The sequence below is a fragment of the Bacillus sp. G16 genome (assembly GCF_021282335.1).
GTDB lineage: Bacteria > Bacillota > Bacilli > Bacillales > Bacillaceae > Bacillus > Bacillus inaquosorum.
On sequence record NZ_JAJSOZ010000003.1, the window covers coordinates 158,825 to 176,940 of the forward strand.

Annotated in this window: 21 protein-coding genes; all 21 read left to right on the forward strand. The window is 41.6% G+C overall.

The window, feature by feature from the left end; translation table 11 throughout:
- From fliJ to cheW, 21 genes are read left to right on the forward strand one after another with little or no spacing between them, the layout of a single operon-like run.
- Window positions 1–444 (forward strand): flagellar export protein FliJ, encoded by a 444-nt coding sequence (fliJ, locus tag LWH95_RS04755; RefSeq protein WP_003238536.1) that lies wholly within the window; start codon window positions 1–3, stop codon window positions 442–444.
- Between the two features lie 11 nt (window positions 445–455).
- Entirely contained in the window at window positions 456–1,070 is a 615-nt protein-coding gene (locus LWH95_RS04760; RefSeq protein ID WP_232919067.1) for a MotE family protein, read from the forward strand.
- 12 nt (window positions 1,071–1,082) lie between these two features.
- Window positions 1,083–2,540, forward strand: coding sequence for a flagellar hook-length control protein FliK (locus LWH95_RS04765; protein ID WP_148981750.1), 1,458 nt, complete (start codon window positions 1,083–1,085; stop codon window positions 2,538–2,540).
- Complete coding sequence (flgD, locus tag LWH95_RS04770) at window positions 2,537–2,959, forward strand: flagellar hook assembly protein FlgD (RefSeq protein ID WP_148981751.1); 423 nt, start codon at window positions 2,537–2,539, stop codon at window positions 2,957–2,959. The genes LWH95_RS04765 and flgD overlap by 4 nt, the downstream gene beginning before the upstream one ends.
- 20 nt (window positions 2,960–2,979) lie before the next feature.
- The gene (gene flgG / locus LWH95_RS04775; protein ID WP_148981752.1) at window positions 2,980–3,774 is read left to right on the forward strand and encodes a flagellar basal body rod protein FlgG; all 795 of its coding nucleotides are present in this window, start codon (window positions 2,980–2,982) and stop codon (window positions 3,772–3,774) included.
- A gap of 39 nt (window positions 3,775–3,813) precedes the next feature.
- Window positions 3,814–4,029 (forward strand): swarming motility protein SwrD, encoded by a 216-nt coding sequence (swrD, locus tag LWH95_RS04780; RefSeq protein ID WP_003220876.1) that lies wholly within the window; start codon window positions 3,814–3,816, stop codon window positions 4,027–4,029.
- A complete protein-coding gene (gene fliL / locus LWH95_RS04785) occupies window positions 4,026–4,448 on the forward strand; it encodes a flagellar basal body-associated protein FliL (protein ID WP_148981753.1) in 423 nt (140 codons plus the stop codon). The genes swrD and fliL overlap by 4 nt, the downstream gene beginning before the upstream one ends.
- Before the next feature lie 33 nt (window positions 4,449–4,481).
- Window positions 4,482–5,480: a flagellar motor switch protein FliM gene (fliM, locus tag LWH95_RS04790; protein WP_003220879.1), complete on the forward strand. Its 999-nt coding sequence runs from the start codon at window positions 4,482–4,484 to the stop codon at window positions 5,478–5,480.
- Window positions 5,470–6,603, forward strand: coding sequence for a flagellar motor switch phosphatase FliY (gene fliY / locus LWH95_RS04795; protein WP_003238528.1), 1,134 nt, complete (start codon window positions 5,470–5,472; stop codon window positions 6,601–6,603). Before fliM ends, fliY begins: the two co-directional genes overlap by 11 nt.
- Before the next feature lie 25 nt (window positions 6,604–6,628).
- Entirely contained in the window at window positions 6,629–6,991 is a 363-nt protein-coding gene (gene cheY / locus LWH95_RS04800) for a chemotaxis protein CheY (protein WP_003220882.1), read from the forward strand.
- A 14-nt stretch (window positions 6,992–7,005) separates the two neighbouring features.
- Complete coding sequence (gene fliZ / locus LWH95_RS04805; RefSeq protein WP_003238527.1) at window positions 7,006–7,665, forward strand: flagella biosynthesis regulatory protein FliZ; 660 nt, start codon at window positions 7,006–7,008, stop codon at window positions 7,663–7,665.
- On the forward strand, window positions 7,658–8,323 hold the full coding sequence (fliP, locus tag LWH95_RS04810) for a flagellar type III secretion system pore protein FliP (RefSeq protein WP_019258404.1): 666 nt from the start codon (window positions 7,658–7,660) through the stop codon (window positions 8,321–8,323). The genes fliZ and fliP overlap by 8 nt, the downstream gene beginning before the upstream one ends.
- Window positions 8,324–8,337: 14 nt before the next feature.
- Window positions 8,338–8,607, forward strand: coding sequence for a flagellar biosynthesis protein FliQ (gene fliQ / locus LWH95_RS04815; protein WP_232919068.1), 270 nt, complete (start codon window positions 8,338–8,340; stop codon window positions 8,605–8,607).
- 7 nt (window positions 8,608–8,614) lie between these two features.
- Entirely contained in the window at window positions 8,615–9,394 is a 780-nt protein-coding gene (gene fliR, locus LWH95_RS04820) for a flagellar biosynthetic protein FliR (protein WP_003238525.1), read from the forward strand.
- A complete protein-coding gene (flhB, locus tag LWH95_RS04825; RefSeq protein WP_003238523.1) occupies window positions 9,394–10,476 on the forward strand; it encodes a flagellar biosynthesis protein FlhB in 1,083 nt (360 codons plus the stop codon). Before fliR ends, flhB begins: the two co-directional genes overlap by 1 nt.
- Before the next feature lie 32 nt (window positions 10,477–10,508).
- Window positions 10,509–12,542, forward strand: coding sequence for a flagellar biosynthesis protein FlhA (gene flhA, locus LWH95_RS04830; RefSeq protein WP_232919069.1), 2,034 nt, complete (start codon window positions 10,509–10,511; stop codon window positions 12,540–12,542).
- Complete coding sequence (locus tag LWH95_RS04835; RefSeq protein WP_232919070.1) at window positions 12,542–13,642, forward strand: flagellar biosynthesis protein FlhF; 1,101 nt, start codon at window positions 12,542–12,544, stop codon at window positions 13,640–13,642. The genes flhA and LWH95_RS04835 overlap by 1 nt, the downstream gene beginning before the upstream one ends.
- Window positions 13,633–14,529 (forward strand): flagellum location/number ATPase FlhG, encoded by an 897-nt coding sequence (gene flhG, locus LWH95_RS04840; protein ID WP_232919071.1) that lies wholly within the window; start codon window positions 13,633–13,635, stop codon window positions 14,527–14,529. Before LWH95_RS04835 ends, flhG begins: the two co-directional genes overlap by 10 nt.
- A 1-nt stretch (window position 14,530) precedes the next feature.
- Window positions 14,531–15,601 carry a protein-glutamate O-methylesterase CheB gene (cheB, locus tag LWH95_RS04845; RefSeq protein ID WP_232919072.1) on the forward strand — a complete coding sequence of 357 codons (1,071 nt, stop codon included), beginning with the start codon at window positions 14,531–14,533 and terminating at the stop codon, window positions 15,599–15,601.
- Window positions 15,602–15,606: 5 nt separating this feature from the next.
- Window positions 15,607–17,616, forward strand: coding sequence for a chemotaxis protein CheA (gene cheA, locus LWH95_RS04850; protein ID WP_232919073.1), 2,010 nt, complete (start codon window positions 15,607–15,609; stop codon window positions 17,614–17,616).
- Window positions 17,617–17,637: 21 nt separating this feature from the next.
- Window positions 17,638–18,108, forward strand: a complete 471-nt coding sequence (gene cheW / locus LWH95_RS04855) for a chemotaxis protein CheW (protein ID WP_003238516.1) — start codon at window positions 17,638–17,640, stop codon at window positions 18,106–18,108.
- Window positions 18,109–18,116 lie beyond the last annotated feature (8 nt).

Sequence of the window (18,116 nt, forward strand, 5' to 3'; positions counted from 1 at the left end):
GTGGCTTATCAATTTAGATTCCAAAAGCTGCTGGAACTAAAAGAAAATGAGAAAGATCAATCCTTATCCGAGTATCAGCAATCAGTTTCTGAATTTGAAAATGTTGCTGAAAAATTATATGAGAATATGAGCAAAAAGGAATTGCTTGAACAAAATAAGGAAAAGAAATTGAAAAGCGGCATGAGTGTACAAGAAATGAGGCATTACCAGCAATTTGTCTCAAACCTTGAAAACACGATCTATCACTATCAAAAGCTTGTCATTATGAAAAGAAATCAAATGAATCAAAAACAAGAAATTTTGACAGAGAAAAATATAGAAGTAAAAAAGTTTGAAAAAATGCGTGAAAAACAGTTTAAAATGTTTGCTCTTGAAGACAAAGCTGCAGAGATGAAAGAAATGGACGATATTTCGATCAAGCAGTTTATGATTCAAGGCCATTAGGAGCGAATGTAATGTCCGGCAAAAAGAAAGAATCAGGTAAGTTCCGTTCGGTTTTGCTTATCATTATCCTTCCGCTGATGTTTCTTCTAATCGCTGGGGGGATTGTTCTTTGGGCTGCTGGTGTCAATGTCTTAAAGCCGATACAGGAAGCTGCGGCAAAAACGCCGGTTCTTAAAGAATTGGTTCCTGAAACCGAAAATAAAAAAGACACAGCATCAAATAAGGATAGCAGTAATACGGCAGCTCTGGAAAAGACCATTAAGGACCAAAAAAGTGAAATTAGTATATTGAATAAAGATTTAGAAACAAGTAAATCTGAAATCGACAGGCTCAATCAAAAGATCCGTTCACTTGAAAAGACGGCGGAGGATCAAAAAAAGTCACCAGAAGATAATCCAGAAGAAACATCAGGTTCGAATTCTTCTTCTAAGGATGACAAAGTGATCAGTGTATATAAAAGCATGGACAGCGGAAAGGCTGCTAAAATTATTGCCCAATTAAAGGAGCAAGAAGCGCTGAAAATATTGAATGGTCTAAGCAAAAAGCAGCTTGCTGACATCTTGGCAAAAATGACTCCTGAGCAAGCAGCAACCTATACAGAAAAAATTGCTGCCAGCCAAGAATAGGGGGAATTGAAGGTGAAGCTGCTTGAATTGGCGGGACCTTTGCTGCAAACCACAGCGGGTACTGCTGCTAAAACCATGAAAAGTAACCAGGGAGTTTTTCAAAACTGGCTGATGTCTGAGGCCGGATTGAAGGAAATCTCAGAACAAGGAAGTGGAACTCCTACTTCCGGTCATCTTTTGGCAGATGCGCTTAAAAAGATCAGTGATTGGCTAAATGCAAGTCCTGAAGATCAAGACAAACAAAAAGCGGAACTTCTGCAAACATTAAACAAACTAACAGGGGAGCAGTTGGATGAAACTGCTCAGCGAATGCTGCAGAATCTGTTGCAAGCAGTTGAATCAAAAGTGTCCGGCGGGACAGATCAATTACTCGTAGAAGCAGACAAAATCATTTCAGAAAGTAAAACGGCTTTGGCAACCAATGATTCTGCTGCTGACATTAATGGAGAACTGAAGTCTGATACAGAGCAATCAAATCAGGAGAATGAAGGATCTGAGGATGATAAAGAACTTATCCTTATCCAGATGTTCATTAGTCAGCTGCTAGAAGGGAATAAGCTTGCTGACCGCGGGAAGGGAAATGAAGCTCATGTCATTTACCAGAATGGTGATCAATTTCTTTCTGCATTAGAAAAAAAGGGCGTATCTCAACAGCTCATTCAGGATCTTAAACAGCAAATATTCACTAAAGATGAGTCTAGTTCAAAACTTTATTCGATGACAGCGTCAGAGCTGAAAAGCTTTCAAAGCTTAATGGAACAAATGTCTATGCTTCCTCAAAAAGGGACCAAAGAATGGAATTTAGCTGAAAGTCAGCTGAAAGCTTTCCTGTTATCGAAATCATCCGAATCATCGCAAGACTTTGGAAAGCGTGCCCTCTCACCGCTCTCACAGAGTTCATCCAGCAAAAGTGGACCGGATGCTTCTGGAAGTATTCAGCCTGTAGATAATAAATCAGGACTCCAAATGCTGTTTTCAGGATACCGAAGCAATGGAGTTCAAACACTGGATCTGCAGCAGCTCTCATCTGATTTACCGACTGCTGAAACAAAAACGGTGGCTGATCAAGTGATCAATGCATGGAAGCAGATGAAATATACGCCTTTCGGCAGATCGACGGGAAGTTTCACCATTCGGCTGAACCCTGAACATTTAGGATTTGTCACAATCAAGCTGACAAATGAAAATGGGATCTTTCAGAGTAAAATCATTGCATCGAGCCAATCAGCAAAGGAACTGCTTGAACAGCATCTTCCTCAGCTGAAGCAATCATTGCCGAATATGGCCGTTCAAGTTGACCGTTTTACTCTCCCGGTCCAAACCGGAGATCAGCCGATATACGGCCAGCTTGCTGATGAACAGAAACAGCAGCAAGAGGGGCAGAGACAGCAAAGACAGAAAAAGCAATCAAATGATTTCGGTGATCTGCTCGATGAAGTGTCGATGGTTGAAATGGAGGAAGAAGAATGACTTCTATAAGTTCAGAATATAAACTGCCTGAAAAAACAAGCACTGTGACGACTAGCAATAGCAGCTTGGGGAAAGATGAGTTCTTAAAGATATTAATGACTCAAGTCCAAAACCAAGATCCGCTCAACCCGGTTGATGACAAAGAATTTATCAGTCAGATGGCGACTTTTTCAAGCTTGGAGCAAATGATGAACATGAATAAGACCATGACTCAATTTGTTGAAAATCAAGATCCGTTTACTTCGTATGTTGATTGGTTGGGAAAAGAAGTATCTTGGACTGATGGTCAAAGTACAGCAGATAAAACTGGCACAGTAAGCTCTGTTAAACATTCTCAAGGAAACTATTATCTCATTCTTGATGATGGGACCGAGATCAATCCGTGGAATGTAATGTCTGTAGCACAGTCTTCTAAATAAAAAATCTGGGGGAATTTATTATGTTACGTTCACTTTATTCTGGAATCAGCGGTATGAAAAACTTTCAAACAAAGCTTGACGTTATCGGCAACAACATTGCCAACGTGAATACAGTAGGATTCAAAAAGAGCCGTGTTACCTTTAAAGATATGGTAAGCCAAACAATTGCCGGCGGTTCTGCGGCTGGTGCAACTATCGGCGGTACGAACTCTAAGCAGATCGGTTTAGGTTCATCTTCTGGCACAATTGATACAATTCATTCAACAAGCGCAACACAAAGCACAGGGCGAACACTTGATTTAGCGATTGACGGCGATGGTTACTTTAGAATTGATACAGGCGACGGAACAGCTTATACAAGAGCAGGAAACTTCTATTTAGATAATACCGGAACACTGGTTACCGGTGATGGCTATCATGTGTTAAATATGACTGGTGGAACAATTCAAATCCCTCTTGATGCACAAAGCTTCAGCATTGGTTCTGATGGAAAGGTGTCAATTGTTGATGCAGGCGGTCAAACACAAGACGGCGGACAAATCGGGATTGTTACTTTTGCAAACAGTGACGGCCTGGATAAAGTCGGAAGCAACTTATACCGTGAGTCTTTAAACTCTGGGACTGCCAGTGCAGCCAACCAGCCTGGTGATGGCGGTACAGGTTCCCTTAAATCAGGTTTTCTCGAAATGTCTAACGTTGATTTAACTGACGAATTTACTGAAATGATCGTTGCCCAGCGCGGATTCCAATCAAACTCGAAAATTATTACAACATCTGATGAAATCCTTCAAGAACTGGTTAACCTTAAACGTTAAGGAGGGAGGGGAGGCGAGTAATCGCTTCTCCGCTGTTTTATGATTAAAGTAACCCGTTTGAATGGGCAGCCCTTTACACTGAATGCGCTGTTTATTGAACAGATTGAATGCTTTCCGGATACTACAATCACTCTGTCAAATGGTAAGAAGTTTGTAGTAAAAGAAGATGAAGAAGCTGTTCTGGAAAAGATCGCATCTTTCTACCGAAAAATACAAATATTTTCAATGGATCAAGGAATAGAGGAACCGGAATGAAGAAAAAATTAATGATCATTTTACTAATTATTCTTGTCATAATTGGTGCTCTCGGGGCGGCGGCTTATTTTGTTTTAGGCGGAAAGTCCGAAAAAAGTGAAGTGAAAAAAAGTATTGATGAAATCGTTGCATCTTCTGTTGATGTAGAAGAGATCACAACAAATTTAAAGTCTGATAATATTATCCGGCTTGCTATTAAACTTGAAACTGACTCTGATAAATCAAAAGAAGAACTTGAAAAACGTGATTTTCAAGTGAAGGACGCTGTAATATCACTGCTGGCTGATACGAATGCTGATGAGATTGAGGGAGACAAGGGAAAAGAAACCTTTAAGAAGGAACTAAAAGATAAAATAAATAGCTACCTCCAAGAAGGAAAAGTAGAAAAAGTGTATATTACCTCCTTTAATCTGCAATAAAGCATAATTTGACAGAATACGGAGGTGAGGAAAATGTCAGGAGAAGTTCTCTCCCAAAATGAAATAGATGCACTGCTTTCTGCAATATCCACTGGTGAAATGGACGCTGAAGAACTGAAAAAAGAAGAAAAAGAGAAGAAAGTGAAGGTTTATGATTTCAAACGTGCGCTGCGGTTTTCTAAGGATCAGATCCGCAGTTTAACGAGAATTCATGACAATTTTGCAAGACTTCTTACTACTCACTTTTCTGCTCAGCTCAGAACCTATATTCACATATCTGTCAGTTCTGTTGACCAAGTCCCTTATGAGGAATTTATCAGATCTATACCGAACATGACGATCCTGAATCTGTTTGATGTCCATCCGATGGAAGGCAGAATTATGATGGAGGTTAACCCGACGATTGCTTATACGATGATGGATCGGGTAATGGGCGGTATTGGAATCAGTCATAATAAGGTTGATAGCTTGACAGAAATTGAAACAAAAATCATTTCTAATTTATTTGAAAATGCACTGGGAAATTATAAAGAAGCTTGGCAGTCAATTGCTGATATTGAACCGGAAATGACTGAGTTTGAAGTAAATCCGCAATTCGTTCAGATGGTATCTCCTAACGAAACAGTTGTGGTAATTTCACTCAATACTCAAATCGGTGAAATCAGCGGTGTCATAAATCTCTGTATCCCGCATATCGTCCTCGAGCCGCTCATACCGAAGCTTTCAGTCCACTATTGGATGCAATCAGATCGAAATGAGCCGAAGCCTGAGGAAACAAAATCGCTTGAAAAACGTATCATGACAGCACAAATACCTGTCGTGGCCGAGCTCGGCACATCTGAACTGACAATAGAAGAGTTTTTAAGTTTAGAAGTCGGAGACTGCATAACTTTGGACAAATCAGTCACGGATCCTCTTACTGTATTGGTCGGAGATAAGCCGAAATTTTTAGGACAAGCCGGCCGGGTGAATCGAAAACAGGCAGTGCAAATTTTAGATCACGACATAAGAGGTGAACAAGATGGAGAATAATAGATTATCTCAAGATGAGATTGACGCGCTTCTTAACGGCACTGGCAGCACGCCGGATGAGCCAGAGGTTCCGGAAGTACTTGACTTATCGGAAATGGAGCGTGATGCGATCGGTGAAATCGGAAATATTTCATTCGGCAGTTCTGCAACAGCACTGTCAACGCTTTTAAACCAAAAAGTCGATATTACGACTCCGAGCGTAACTGTCATACCTAAAAGTAAAATCAGCGATGCGTTTCCTGAACCGTATGTAGCGATTGAAGTAAATTATACGGAGGGCTTCAGCGGCAGCAACCTGCTGGTCGTGGAACAAAATGACGCGGCGATCATTGCTGACTTAATGATCGGGGGAGATGGGAAAGGTGCGGACCCTTCATTGGGTGAAATCCATTTAAGTGCGGTTCAAGAAGCAATGAACCAAATGATGGGATCGGCAGCCACATCAATGTCTACTGTATTCAGTAAAAAAATTGATATTTCACCGCCTCGGGTTGAATTGCTCGATGTCACTGAAGAAAAGGGAACAGACCGTATTCCTGATGATGAAATGCTGGTGAAAGTTTCTTTCAACTTAAAGGTAGGAGAATTAATAGACTCCAGCATTATGCAGCTTTACCCACTGACATTTGCGAAAGATTTAATTTCAAGCCTTATGAACACAGGAAATGCAGAGGGAGAAACAACGCCGCAGCCTGATGTTACATATGAGCAGCCGAAAGAGCCTGTGGCACCAGAGCCGCGTATTGAACCGCAGCAGCAACAGCCGCCAAAAAGGCAGGGGACGCCGAAAAAAACAGCACCAGTTCAGGTTTCACCGGTGGAATTTTCCGCGTTTGACCCAAATGAGGCTTCGCAAGCCCCTATAAACAACCTGGATATGCTTTTGGATATCCCGCTTTCGATTACTGTTGAGCTTGGCAGAACAAAGAGAAGCGTAAAAGAGATTTTGGAGCTTTCTGCCGGAAGTATTATTGAGCTTGATAAATTAGCCGGTGAGCCGGTAGATATTTTAGTTAATCAGCGTATTGTTGCCAAAGGCGAGGTCGTTGTGATTGAAGAAAACTTTGGTGTAAGAGTCACTGACATTTTAAGCCAGGCAGAGCGCATTAATAATTTAAAATAACGAAACACAAGGAGAGAGATTGAATATGGCACACAGAATTTTAATTGTAGATGACGCAGCATTTATGCGAATGATGATTAAAGATATTTTGGTGAAAAACGGTTTTGAAGTAGTAGCGGAAGCTGAAAATGGAGCACAAGCAGTAGAAAAGTATAAAGAGCATTCTCCTGATCTTGTTACTATGGATATCACGATGCCAGAAATGGATGGGATTTCAGCATTAAAAGAAATTAAACAAATTGATGCACAGGCAAGAATCATTATGTGTTCTGCTATGGGACAGCAATCAATGGTTATCGATGCCATTCAGGCCGGCGCTAAGGATTTTATCGTAAAACCTTTCCAGGCAGACCGTGTGCTTGAAGCAATCAACAAAACATTAAGTTAAAGGGTGTACGACTGTTGAAAAAGAGTCAATATTTCATCGCTTTTATTTGTTTTTTCGTTTTATTCAGTGTACATCCGATTGCTGCTGCCGCGGCAGACTCTGATAATTCAACTGTAAACGAATGGTTTCAAAAGAAAGATGAAAAAACTGCAGATAAGTCAGAGCAAAAGGAAGAAAAAACAACACAAACTGCTGATGAGACGGAGGGAGCGGCGGCTCCTTCTGTCTCAGCTTTTGATTTTGTAAAGATGATTTTCGCTTTACTGTTTGTTATCGTGCTGATTTACGGGCTGGTTAAGCTCATGAACAAAAGAAATCGGCTCCTAAAGCCTTTTCAATATGTTGAAAATATTGGCGGCACATCGGTCGGCCAAAACAGATCCATCCAATTGATCAAAGTCGGAAAAAGTGTGCTCGTCGTCGGTGTTGGAGAGACGATCCAGCTGCTGAAAGAAATTGAGGATGAAAAAGAGATTGAAGTCATTCTCAGCCAGCATGAAGAGGCTATGTCAAGCAAGATAGAGTGGCAAAAGTTTGTGAAGCCGCTGAAGGGCTCTGAACATCAGCCGCAGCAAAAACTGCCTTCATTTTCAAAAGCTTTAAAAGAGCAGCTTGAAGAGTTAAAACAAAACCGTTCTGAAGGAAAGAAGAAAGGCCCACGTCATCATGAATGAGTTTATAAATATTTTCAATTCAAGCGATCCGGAAAACGTTAGTTCAACTGTTAAATTACTATTATTGTTAACTGTATTTTCAGTGGCGCCTGGAATATTGATTCTTATGACTTGTTTTACGCGCATCGTCATTGTTCTGTCATTTGTCAGGACTTCACTGGCGACGCAATCTATGCCGCCAAACCAGGTTCTTATCGGGCTTGCGCTGTTTTTAACGTTTTTTATTATGGCTCCTACTTTTTCAGAGATTAATAAAGAAGCGCTGACGCCATTGATGGACAACAAAATCAGCTTGGACGAAGCGTATACGAAAGCTGAGGAACCAATTAAAGAATTTATGAGTAAACACACAAGGCAGAAGGATCTGGCGCTGTTTATGAATTACGCGAAAATGGATAAACCGGAATCATTAAAGGATATTCCACTAACGACGATGGTTCCCGCTTTTGCCATATCGGAGCTCAAAACAGCGTTTCAAATAGGTTTTATGATTTTTATCCCATTTTTAATTATAGATATGGTAGTGGCGAGCGTCTTAATGTCAATGGGAATGATGATGCTCCCTCCAGTTATGATTTCTCTGCCCTTTAAAATATTACTTTTTGTTTTAGTAGACGGCTGGTATTTAATTGTGAAATCTTTGCTTCAGAGCTTTTAGGGTAGGTGCTAAACGTGAGTTCAGAATTTGTAATTTCTATGGCGGAAAAAGCCGTATACGTAACGCTGATGATGAGTGCGCCATTGCTGGCTATTGCTTTACTGGTCGGTTTAATCGTCAGCATATTTCAGGCGACAACTCAAATCCAGGAACAGACTTTGGCGTTTATTCCGAAAATCGTGGCAGTTCTTCTGGCCTTGATTTTTTTTGGTCCATGGATGCTGTCGACCATTCTTTCGTTTACAACAGAGCTGTTTTCTAATTTAAATCGTTTTGCAGGGTAATGTAGAGATGAATTCGATTATTGATTTATTTCCTGCCTTCTTATTGGTTTTTATTAGAATTTCTGCTTTTTTTGTAACGATTCCGCTATTCGGACACCGGAATGTCCCAGCTGTTCATCGTATTGGATTTGCTTTTTTTCTCGCGGTCATTTGTTTCAGCACCATTGATAAACCTCCCTCTTTGGAGATAGATGGGCAATATATGCTCTTGGCGTTTAAGGAAGCTTTGGTTGGTCTTTGTCTAGGCTTAATTGCTTATATGATGATTGCCGCAGTTCAAATTGCCGGCTCTTTTATTGATTTTCAAATGGGATTTTCAATTGCGAATGTTATTGATCCGCAAACTGGTGCACAAAGTCCGTTGATCGGCCAGTTTATCTATACGATGGCACTTTTGTTTATGCTGAGTGTCAATGCCCACCATTTGCTGCTTGACGGTATTTACTACAGCTTTCAGTATATTTCAGTTGATCAGGCATTTCCGAATTTCGGCGATGAAAAGTTTGCTTATTTTATCGCGAAAAGCTTTAATGCGATGTTTATTATTGCTTTTCAAATGTCAGCGCCGGTTGTGGCCAGTTTGTTTCTTGTTGATTTAGCATTAGGTATCGTGGCTCGAACTGTTCCGCAATTAAATGTATTTGTTGTCGGTCTGCCTTTAAAGATCGCTGTCAGTTTCATCATGCTCATTGTGTGTATGTCCGTTATCTTCGTCGTTGTGCGGAATGTCTTTAGTTTAACGATTGAAACGATGCGGAATCTTTTAGCATTGGTCGGTGTTTCTTAATGAAGCTTAGAATTGACCTGCAGTTTTTTGCGGGAGAAAAGACAGAGAAAGCCACTCCGAAAAAACGGAAGGATACGCGAAAAAAAGGGCAGGTAGCAAAAAGCGCGGATGTCAATACCGCCATTTCTTTATTGGTAGTATTCCTTTCGCTTATTGCGATTGGTCCGTTTATGAGAGACAGGCTGCTGTCATTTATAGAAACTTTTTATACCGAGTCGCTCACAATGAAGCTCTCAGAATCAAATGTGCACACACTGTTTATCAGCTTATTAGAGGATACGGGCATCATACTTGCACCGATCTTGCTTGTCGCTCTTGTTGCAGGGGTCGTAAGCAACTATATGCAGGTTGGGTTCTTGTTTTCTGCTGAAGTGATACAGCCTAAGCTTGAAAAACTGGACCCGATCAAAGGATTTAAACGAATATACAGTATGAGGGCGATTGTAGAGCTGATTAAATCGATATTGAAAATCACGGTTGTCGGTTTTGCGGCCTTCGCTGTTCTTTGGCTGCATTATGGAGAAATTCTCCGGCTCCCGCTCCTGACACCAGAAGAGGCCCTTTCTTTTGTTTCAAAGCTCACACTGTGGATGGGGCTGAGCGGTGCAGTCGCTTTGTTGATTCTTGCTGGTCTCGATTATTTATATCAGAGATTTGACTATGAGAAAAATATCAAAATGTCAAAACAGGATATAAAAGATGAGTACAAAAAATCTGAAGGAGACCCGATTATCAAGTCTAAAATTAAACAAAGACAGCGGGAAATGGCAATGAGGCGGATGATGCAGGAAGTTCCAAAAGCGGATGTCATTATCACAAACCCTACTCACTATGCGATTGCCCTGAAATATGACGAAGAAAAAATGGACGCTCCTTATATTGTTGCAAAAGGTGTTGACCACCTGGCGTTAAAAATCAGGAAAATTGCTAAAGAGCATGATGTCATGATGGTAGAAAACAGACCGCTTGCCCGTGCGTTATATGATCAGGTAGAAATTGACCAGGCAGTGCCGGAAGAATTTTTTAAAGTCTTGGCAGAAATTCTAGCTTACGTATATAAAACAAAACAAAAAGTATATTGAACTTTTCGATTTAAAAGGAGAGAAAAAACAGCATGTCAACAAGAGATTTATCCGTTTTAATAAGTGTGGTCCTCATTGTGGCGATGCTGGTGATTCCATTTCCTCCATGGCTGTTAAGTATTTTGATCATTATAAATATTTCTCTTGCGTTGATCGTGCTTCTCACCACAATGAATATGCAGGAAGCGCTTCAGTTTTCGATTTTTCCGTCACTGTTGCTGCTTTTAACCCTATTTCGTTTGGGCTTGAACGTCTCAACTACCCGTTCAATTCTTTCACATGGTGAAGGAGGAAAAGTCGTCGAGACTTTCGGAAATTTCGTTGTCGGCGGAAATGTATTAGTTGGACTTGTTGTATTTATCATCCTGATTATTATTCAGTTTATCGTCATTACGAAAGGTGCTGAACGTGTTTCTGAGGTTGCAGCAAGGTTTACGCTGGACGCAATGCCCGGGAAGCAGATGAGTATTGATGCTGATTTAAACGCAGGGATGATTACCGAACAGGAAGCGAAGCACCGCCGCGAAAAAGTGGCAAGAGAAGCAGACTTTTATGGAGCAATGGACGGTGCCAGTAAATTTGTAAAAGGCGACGCGATTGCCGGAATCATCATTGTGATGATCAATATTATTTTCGGTATCATTATCGGAATGCTTCAGCAGGGCATGTCTATTCAAGAGGCCGCTTCACACTTTACGATGCTGACTGTAGGGGATGGAATTGTTTCGCAAATTCCGGCGCTGTTAATTTCTACAGCTACGGGTATTGTCGTGACAAGAGCTGCCTCTGAAGGAAACTTAGGGCATGACATTACAGGTCAGCTGTTTGCTTATCCAAAGCTTTTATACGTCGCAGCAGCTACGATTCTGCTTCTTGGTATTTTCACTCCGATTGGCATTTTTCTGACGGGGCCGCTTGCGGGGCTGCTTGCTTTCGGTGCTTATACGCTAACTAAATCAGGTAAGGAAAAAGAAGAAGTGGATGAGATTCTTGAGGAAGAGGCTGAGGTTGACGAGCTTAAAAGCCCTGAAAGCGTTGTTCAGCTTCTGCACATCGATCCGATAGAATTTGAGTTTGGGTATGGTCTGATACCGCTTGCTGATGCCAATCAAGGCGGTGATTTATTAGACCGAATTGTTATGATTCGCCGCCAGTTGGCCCTAGAACTAGGGCTTGTCATTCCTGTCGTGCGCATCAGAGATAATATAGCACTGCAGCCTAATGAATACCGATTGAAAATTAAAGGAAACGAAGTAGCAAAAGGCGAGCTGCTCCTTGATCATTATTTAGCGATGTCGCCTACGCCTGAAGACGATCTCATAGAAGGGATTGAAACAGTGGAGCCGTCATTCGGACTGCCGGCCAAATGGATTGGCGAATCGGTAAAGGATGAGGCTGACATGCTTGGTTATACAGTTGTCGATCCTGCTTCAGTCGTTTCAACCCATATTACGGAGAAAATTAAGCAGTATGCCCACGAATTGATCGGAAGACAGGAGACGAAACAGCTCATCGATCACTTGAAAGAAACGTATCCAGTCCTTGTGGAAGAGGTTACGCCGAATCCGTTGTCTGTTGGTGATATTCAGAAGGTGCTGGCTAAGCTTTTAAAAGAAAAAGTTTCAATCCGAAACTTAGTAACGATTTTCGAAACGCTTGCTGACTATGGAAAATTAACAACAGATTCTGATCTTTTGACAGAGTATACAAGACAGGCACTGGCAAAACAAATTACAGCCCAGTTTGCTAAAGAAAATGAAGTGTTGAAGGTTGTTACTTGTTCGGGCCGTGTAGAAAAGGCAATAGCAGACGGTGTACAGCAAACGGAACACGGGAATTATTTATCGCTTGAACCAGATATTTCAGAAAGTATTGTACGCTCTGTCGCTAAAGAAGCTGAACAGCTCTCATTGCGTCAGGAAACTGCGATTCTTCTTTGCTCGCCGCCTGTCAGAATGTATGTGAAACAGCTTCTGGAACGATACTTCCCTGATCTTCCGGTACTCTCTTATAACGAACTTGAGGCGAATGTTGAGGTACAAAGCATTGGAGTGGTGGATATTTAATGAAAATCAAAAAATTTACTGCTGCTTCAATGCAAGAAGCGGCACTTCTCATCAGAAAAGAGTTGGGTAATGAAGCGGTCATCTTAAATTCGAAAAAAATTAAAAAGCGAAAATGGTTTGGACTCGTCAACAAGCCTGCTGTTGAAGTAATTGCCGTATTGGATCAAGACTTTCTTGAGAAAAAAACGCCTCAGAAGGCAGCTGAGCCGAAACAAACATTAAAAACTCCGGTCAGCAGTCCGAAAATAGAGGAGAGGACATACCCCCCTCAATTTCCGGCGCAACATGAACCCGTTGATTTTTCAGCTTATCAATCTGTACTTCCTGAGCCGCTGCGAAAAGCAGAAAAGCTTTTGCAAGAAACGGGGATTAAAGAGGCAACGAAGACGAGCGCTCTGAAAAAACTGCTGCGCTGCTCTGTGGAAAAGGGCGGTCTTACGGAAGAAAACGTGGTCAGTAAACTTCAGGATATACTATGTGATAAGCTGCCTTCAGCAGACAAGTGGCAGGAGCCTATTCATTCAAAGTATATCGTGCTGTTTGGTTCAACAGGGGCTGGTAAAACAACAACGCTTGCTAAGCTCGCAGCCATATCTATGCTTGAAAAACAGAAAAAAATTGCTTTTATTACAACAGATACGTATCGTATTGCAGCTGTTGAACAGTTGAAAACATACGCCGAACTGCTGCAGGCTCCTCTGGAAGTTTGCTATACAAAAGAAGAATTTCAGCAGGCGAAAGAGTTATTTTCTGAGTATGATCATGTGTTTATTGATACAGCCGGAAGAAACTTCAAGGAGCAGCAATACATTGATGAATTGAAAGAGACGATTCCTTTTGAGAGCAGCATTCAGTCATTTCTCGTTTTATCCGCGACTACAAAATATGAAGATATGAAGCATATTGTCAAACGGTTTTCATCTGTCCCTGTCAATCAGTTCATTTTTACAAAAATAGATGAGACTTCTTCTTTAGGTTCTGTATTTAATATACTGGCAGAATCAAAAATAGGTGCCGGATTTATAACAAACGGCCAGAATGTGCCGGAGGATATACAGACTGTATCACCTCTTGATTTTGTAAGGATGCTGTGCAGATGAACAGATTTGACCAAGCAGCAACTTTACGGGCGAAAATGGAAAAGCGTCAGCGTGTTCTGCCAATGGTTTATTCTCAAAAAGCGAAGACACTTGCTGTCATCAGCGGCAAGGGCGGTGTCGGAAAATCCAATATTACCTTAAACATGGCTCTTGCGCTGCAGGATAAAGGTAAGAAGGTACTGCTCATCGATCTTGATATCGGGATGGGGAACATTGATATATTAATGGGAAATTCATCGTCTTCCACGATTATCGATGTATTAACCGATCGCAAGCCTTTGATGCAGTCATTATCTGTTGGGCCAAAGGGTTTGCGGTACATATCAGGGGGAACCGGTCTTGATGTGATATTTCAGCTGGATCAGAGAAAATGGGCGTTTTTTGCCAATGAGCTTTCTCATGCGTTAAGCCAGTTCGATTATGTACTGTTTGACATGGGAGCGGGCTTATCAAAAGATCAGTTGCCTTTTATTTTATCGGCGGAAGATATTTTGATCATAACAACTCCCGAACCTACGGCCATCATGGACGCATATAGCGCTGTCAAGCACTTGGTTTTGACAGAAAATAAGCTATCAATGAAGGTCGCTGTCAATCGGTGCCGTGATCAAAAAGAAGGGCTGAACGCTTTTACCCGCCTTTCCCGCACGATTCATATGTTTTTGAATGTTCAGGTTCAGTTTGCAGGTTCTGTTTCTGACGATCCGATCGTAAGCAAAGCAGTTGTCGAACAGGTTCCTTTTTTCATACAAAGTCCTCAGGCAAAAGCCAGCCGGTCAGTCCGTCTTTTAGCGGATGCCTTGTTTGAAAGAGAAGAAACAAGACACAAAGTAGAAAAACAGACATTTATTGAGAAGTTATCTTCTTTTTTAATGAGGAGGGCTTAATTTGATTCGTGTGCTTGTAGTTGATGATTCAGCTTTCATGAGAAAAATGATAAGTGATTTTCTAACCGAGGAAAAGCAGATAGAAGTAATCGGAACTGCGAGAAACGGAGAAGAAGCGCTTAAGAAAATTAAATTACTAAAGCCGGATGTTGTTACTCTTGATGTTGAAATGCCGGTCATGAATGGGACAGACACACTGCGCAAAATCATTGAGATTTATAACTTGCCGGTCATCATGGTGTCAAGCCAGACCGAGAAAGGAAAAGAGTGCACAATTAATTGTTTAGAGATCGGTGCCTTTGACTTTATCACAAAGCCATCAGGCTCAATATCTCTGGATTTGTACAAAATTAAAGAACAATTAGTTGAGCGTGTCGTCGCGGCTGGACTTTCCGGCAAGCGGAAACATCCTGCTTCACAGGCAGTTCGGCCTCACCCTATAGTACGTGCTGTAAAGCCTGAATTAAGCAAACCGAAACCCGGCACAGGCAGACAAATTGTATGCATCGGCACATCAACAGGCGGTCCAAGGGCGTTACAAAAGGTGATACCGAAGCTTCCTAAGGATTTGAACGCACCAGTGGTTGTTGTTCAGCACATGCCTGAAGGTTTTACTGCTTCTTTGGCTGAGCGGCTGAATCATTTATCCGACATACAAGTAAAAGAAGCAAAAGATGGCGAAACAGCTCTTAACGGCTGTGTTTACATAGCACCGGGCGGAAAAAACATATCCGTTATCAAAAATAGCGGAGGACTTCAGATCGTTCTTGATAATCTCGATACGCCAAGCCGTCATAAGCCATCAGCCGATTATTTATTCCGTTCTGTCGGTAAACTGGCAGACTATGAAAAAGTAGCGGTGATCATGACCGGAATGGGCAGTGACGGCACTGCCGGCCTAAAAGACATGCTTACGGCCGGCAATGTGAAAGCCATTGCGGAGTCTGAAGAATCTTGTGTCGTATATGGGATGCCGAAAGCAGCTGTTAAAGCGGGCCTCATCCATGAGATTAAACATGTGGAAGATATCGCAGCATCCATCACAAGCTGCGTGAAAAAAGAGAGGGTGTGATTCAAATGGATATGAATCAGTATTTAGATGTCTTTATTGATGAGAGTAAAGAACATTTACAAACATGTAATGAAAAGCTTCTCCTTTTAGAGAAAGACCCGACTGACCTTCAGCTCGTTCATGATATTTTCAGGGCTGCCCATACATTAAAAGGAATGAGCGCAACGATGGGCTATACGGATTTAGCACATCTAACCCACCTGCTTGAAAACGTGCTGGATGCAATCCGAAACGGAGATATGGCAGTTACCTCAGACTGGCTGGATATCTTGTTTGAAGCCCTGGATCACCTGGAAGCTATGGTTCAGTCCATTATTGACGGCGGGGATGGTAAAAGAGATATCTCAGAAGTGAGCGCAAAGCTTGATGTAAATGGAGCGCACGCTGAAACGGCTGCCTCTGCGGAACCTGCAGAAGCACAAAATTCAGCATCTGATTGGGGATATGACGAATTTGAACGGACTGTCATACAAGAAGCGGAGGAGCAAGGCTTCAAACGATATGAAATCAAGATTTCTCTGAACGAAAACTGTATGTTAAAAGCAGTTCGTGTATATATGGTGTTTGAAAAGCTTAATGAAGTCGGAGAAGTAGCGAAAACAATCCCAAGTGCGGAAGTGCTTGAAACCGAAGATTTCGGCACTGACTTTCAAGTTTGCTTCTTAACACATCAATCAGCGGAAGAGATTGAACAATTGATCAATGGCGTTTCAGAAATTGAGCATGTTGAAGTCATTCAAGGGGCTCCTTTAACATCAGCAGAAAAGCCGGAAGAATCTAAGCCGGCAGATTCACCAGCAGCTGTACCTGTGAAGCAGGAGAAACAAAAACAGCCTGCTAAAAACGATGAACAGGCGAAGCACGGCGGATCTAAAACAATTCGTGTCAACATTGACAGACTTGATTCTTTAATGAACTTATTTGAAGAGCTTGTCATTGACCGCGGGCGTCTCGAGCAGATTGCAAAAGAGCTTGAGCACAATGAACTGACTGAAACGGTTGAACGAATGACGAGAATTTCCGGAGATTTGCAATCAATTATTCTTAATATGAGAATGGTTCCGGTTGAAACCGTTTTTAACCGGTTCCCGAGAATGATTCGACAGCTTCAAAAAGAGCTGAATAAAAAAATCGAACTCTCGATCATCGGTGCGGAAACTGAACTGGATCGAACAGTAATTGATGAAATCGGAGATCCTCTCGTTCACTTGATCAGAAACAGTATTGACCATGGTATCGAGTCGCCGGAAATACGTTTGCAAAAGGGAAAACCGGAATCAGGAAAAGTTGTGCTTAAAGCCTATCACAGCGGCAACCATGTCTTTATCGAAGTAGAGGATGACGGTGCAGGCCTTAATCGCAAAAAAATTCTTGAAAAAGCGCTTGAGCGCGGGGTCATTACGGAAAAAGAAGCTGAAACCTTAGAAGACAATGAAATTTACGAATTGATTTTTGCTCCAGGGTTCTCAACTGCTGATCAAATTTCTGATATTTCCGGACGCGGTGTCGGACTTGATGTTGTGAAAAATAAACTGGAGTCTCTTGGCGGTTCAGTCAGTGTGAAATCTGCAGAAGGTCAAGGCTCTTTGTTCAGCATCCAGCTTCCGCTTACATTGTCCATTATTTCAGTACTGCTGATTAAATTGGAAGAAGAGACATTTGCCATTCCAATTTCTTCAATCATTGAAACAGCAGTTATTGATAGAAAAGACATTTTGCAAACGCATGACCGTGAAGTGATTGACTTTAGAGGACACATTGTCCCTGTCGTTTATTTAAAAGAAGAGTTTAAAATAGAAGATTCAAGACAAGATGCGGAACAGCTCCATATCATTGTCGTGAAAAAAGGCGACAAACCTACTGCATTTGTGGTGGACTCCTTTATTGGCCAGCAGGAAGTTGTGCTGAAATCACTCGGAGATTATTTAACAAACGTCTTTGCAATTTCCGGAGCTACTATTTTAGGAGACGGAGAAGTAGCGCTCATTATTGATTGTAATGCACTGATTATTTAACCATTCGAGGAGGTGTCTCACATGACTGCAGAAATTAAAACAGGCGAAAAAATGATTGTCTTTGTGGTAAATGGCAAAGAATATGCCATTTCTGTCACTCAGGTGAAATCAATTGAAAAATGGCAAAAACCAACGAGAGTGCCTGGCGTCGAACCATATATTTGCGGGGTAATCAATTTGCGCGGAGTGGTGACTCCGGTTATTGATTTAAGAAAGCGCCTGAATTTGCCAGAGTATGAAATTACGGATGAAACACGAATTATCATTATTGCTTATCGCGATACTGAAGTCGGCTGGATTGTGGATGAAGCCAATGATGTGATCACCGTACACGAAAGTGAAATAGAATCCGCTCCAGAAAGCATCCAGAAAGATACGGATGTGTCGATCAAACAGATTGTGAAGCAAGAGAACAGGCTATTAAATATTATTGATGCGAACGCGGTTTTGGATAAAGAATCATCTCAGTCCGCTGTGCCCGATCAAGCTTAATCTTAAAG

Bases quoted from the DNA above. Each gene is read 5' to 3' on its own strand.
- swrD (WP_003220876.1), top strand. From the start codon at position 3,814: ATGATTAAAGTAACCCGTTTGAATGGGCAGCCCTTTACACTGAATGCG.
- cheY (WP_003220882.1), top strand. From the start codon at position 6,629: ATGGCACACAGAATTTTAATTGTAGATGACGCAGCATTTATGCGAATG.
- LWH95_RS04760 (WP_232919067.1), top strand. From the start codon at position 456: ATGTCCGGCAAAAAGAAAGAATCAGGTAAGTTCCGTTCGGTTTTGCTT.
- flhB (WP_003238523.1), top strand. From the start codon at position 9,394: ATGAAGCTTAGAATTGACCTGCAGTTTTTTGCGGGAGAAAAGACAGAG.
- fliR (WP_003238525.1), top strand. From the start codon at position 8,615: ATGAATTCGATTATTGATTTATTTCCTGCCTTCTTATTGGTTTTTATT.
- flgG (WP_148981752.1), top strand. From the start codon at position 2,980: ATGTTACGTTCACTTTATTCTGGAATCAGCGGTATGAAAAACTTTCAA.
- flgD (WP_148981751.1), top strand. From the start codon at position 2,537: ATGACTTCTATAAGTTCAGAATATAAACTGCCTGAAAAAACAAGCACT.
- LWH95_RS04835 (WP_232919070.1), top strand. From the start codon at position 12,542: ATGAAAATCAAAAAATTTACTGCTGCTTCAATGCAAGAAGCGGCACTT.
- fliL (WP_148981753.1), top strand. From the start codon at position 4,026: ATGAAGAAAAAATTAATGATCATTTTACTAATTATTCTTGTCATAATT.
- fliP (WP_019258404.1), top strand. From the start codon at position 7,658: ATGAATGAGTTTATAAATATTTTCAATTCAAGCGATCCGGAAAACGTT.
- cheA (WP_232919073.1), top strand. From the start codon at position 15,607: ATGGATATGAATCAGTATTTAGATGTCTTTATTGATGAGAGTAAAGAA.
- cheW (WP_003238516.1), top strand. From the start codon at position 17,638: ATGACTGCAGAAATTAAAACAGGCGAAAAAATGATTGTCTTTGTGGTA.
- fliY (WP_003238528.1), top strand. From the start codon at position 5,470: ATGGAGAATAATAGATTATCTCAAGATGAGATTGACGCGCTTCTTAAC.
- flhA (WP_232919069.1), top strand. From the start codon at position 10,509: ATGTCAACAAGAGATTTATCCGTTTTAATAAGTGTGGTCCTCATTGTG.
- fliM (WP_003220879.1), top strand. From the start codon at position 4,482: ATGTCAGGAGAAGTTCTCTCCCAAAATGAAATAGATGCACTGCTTTCT.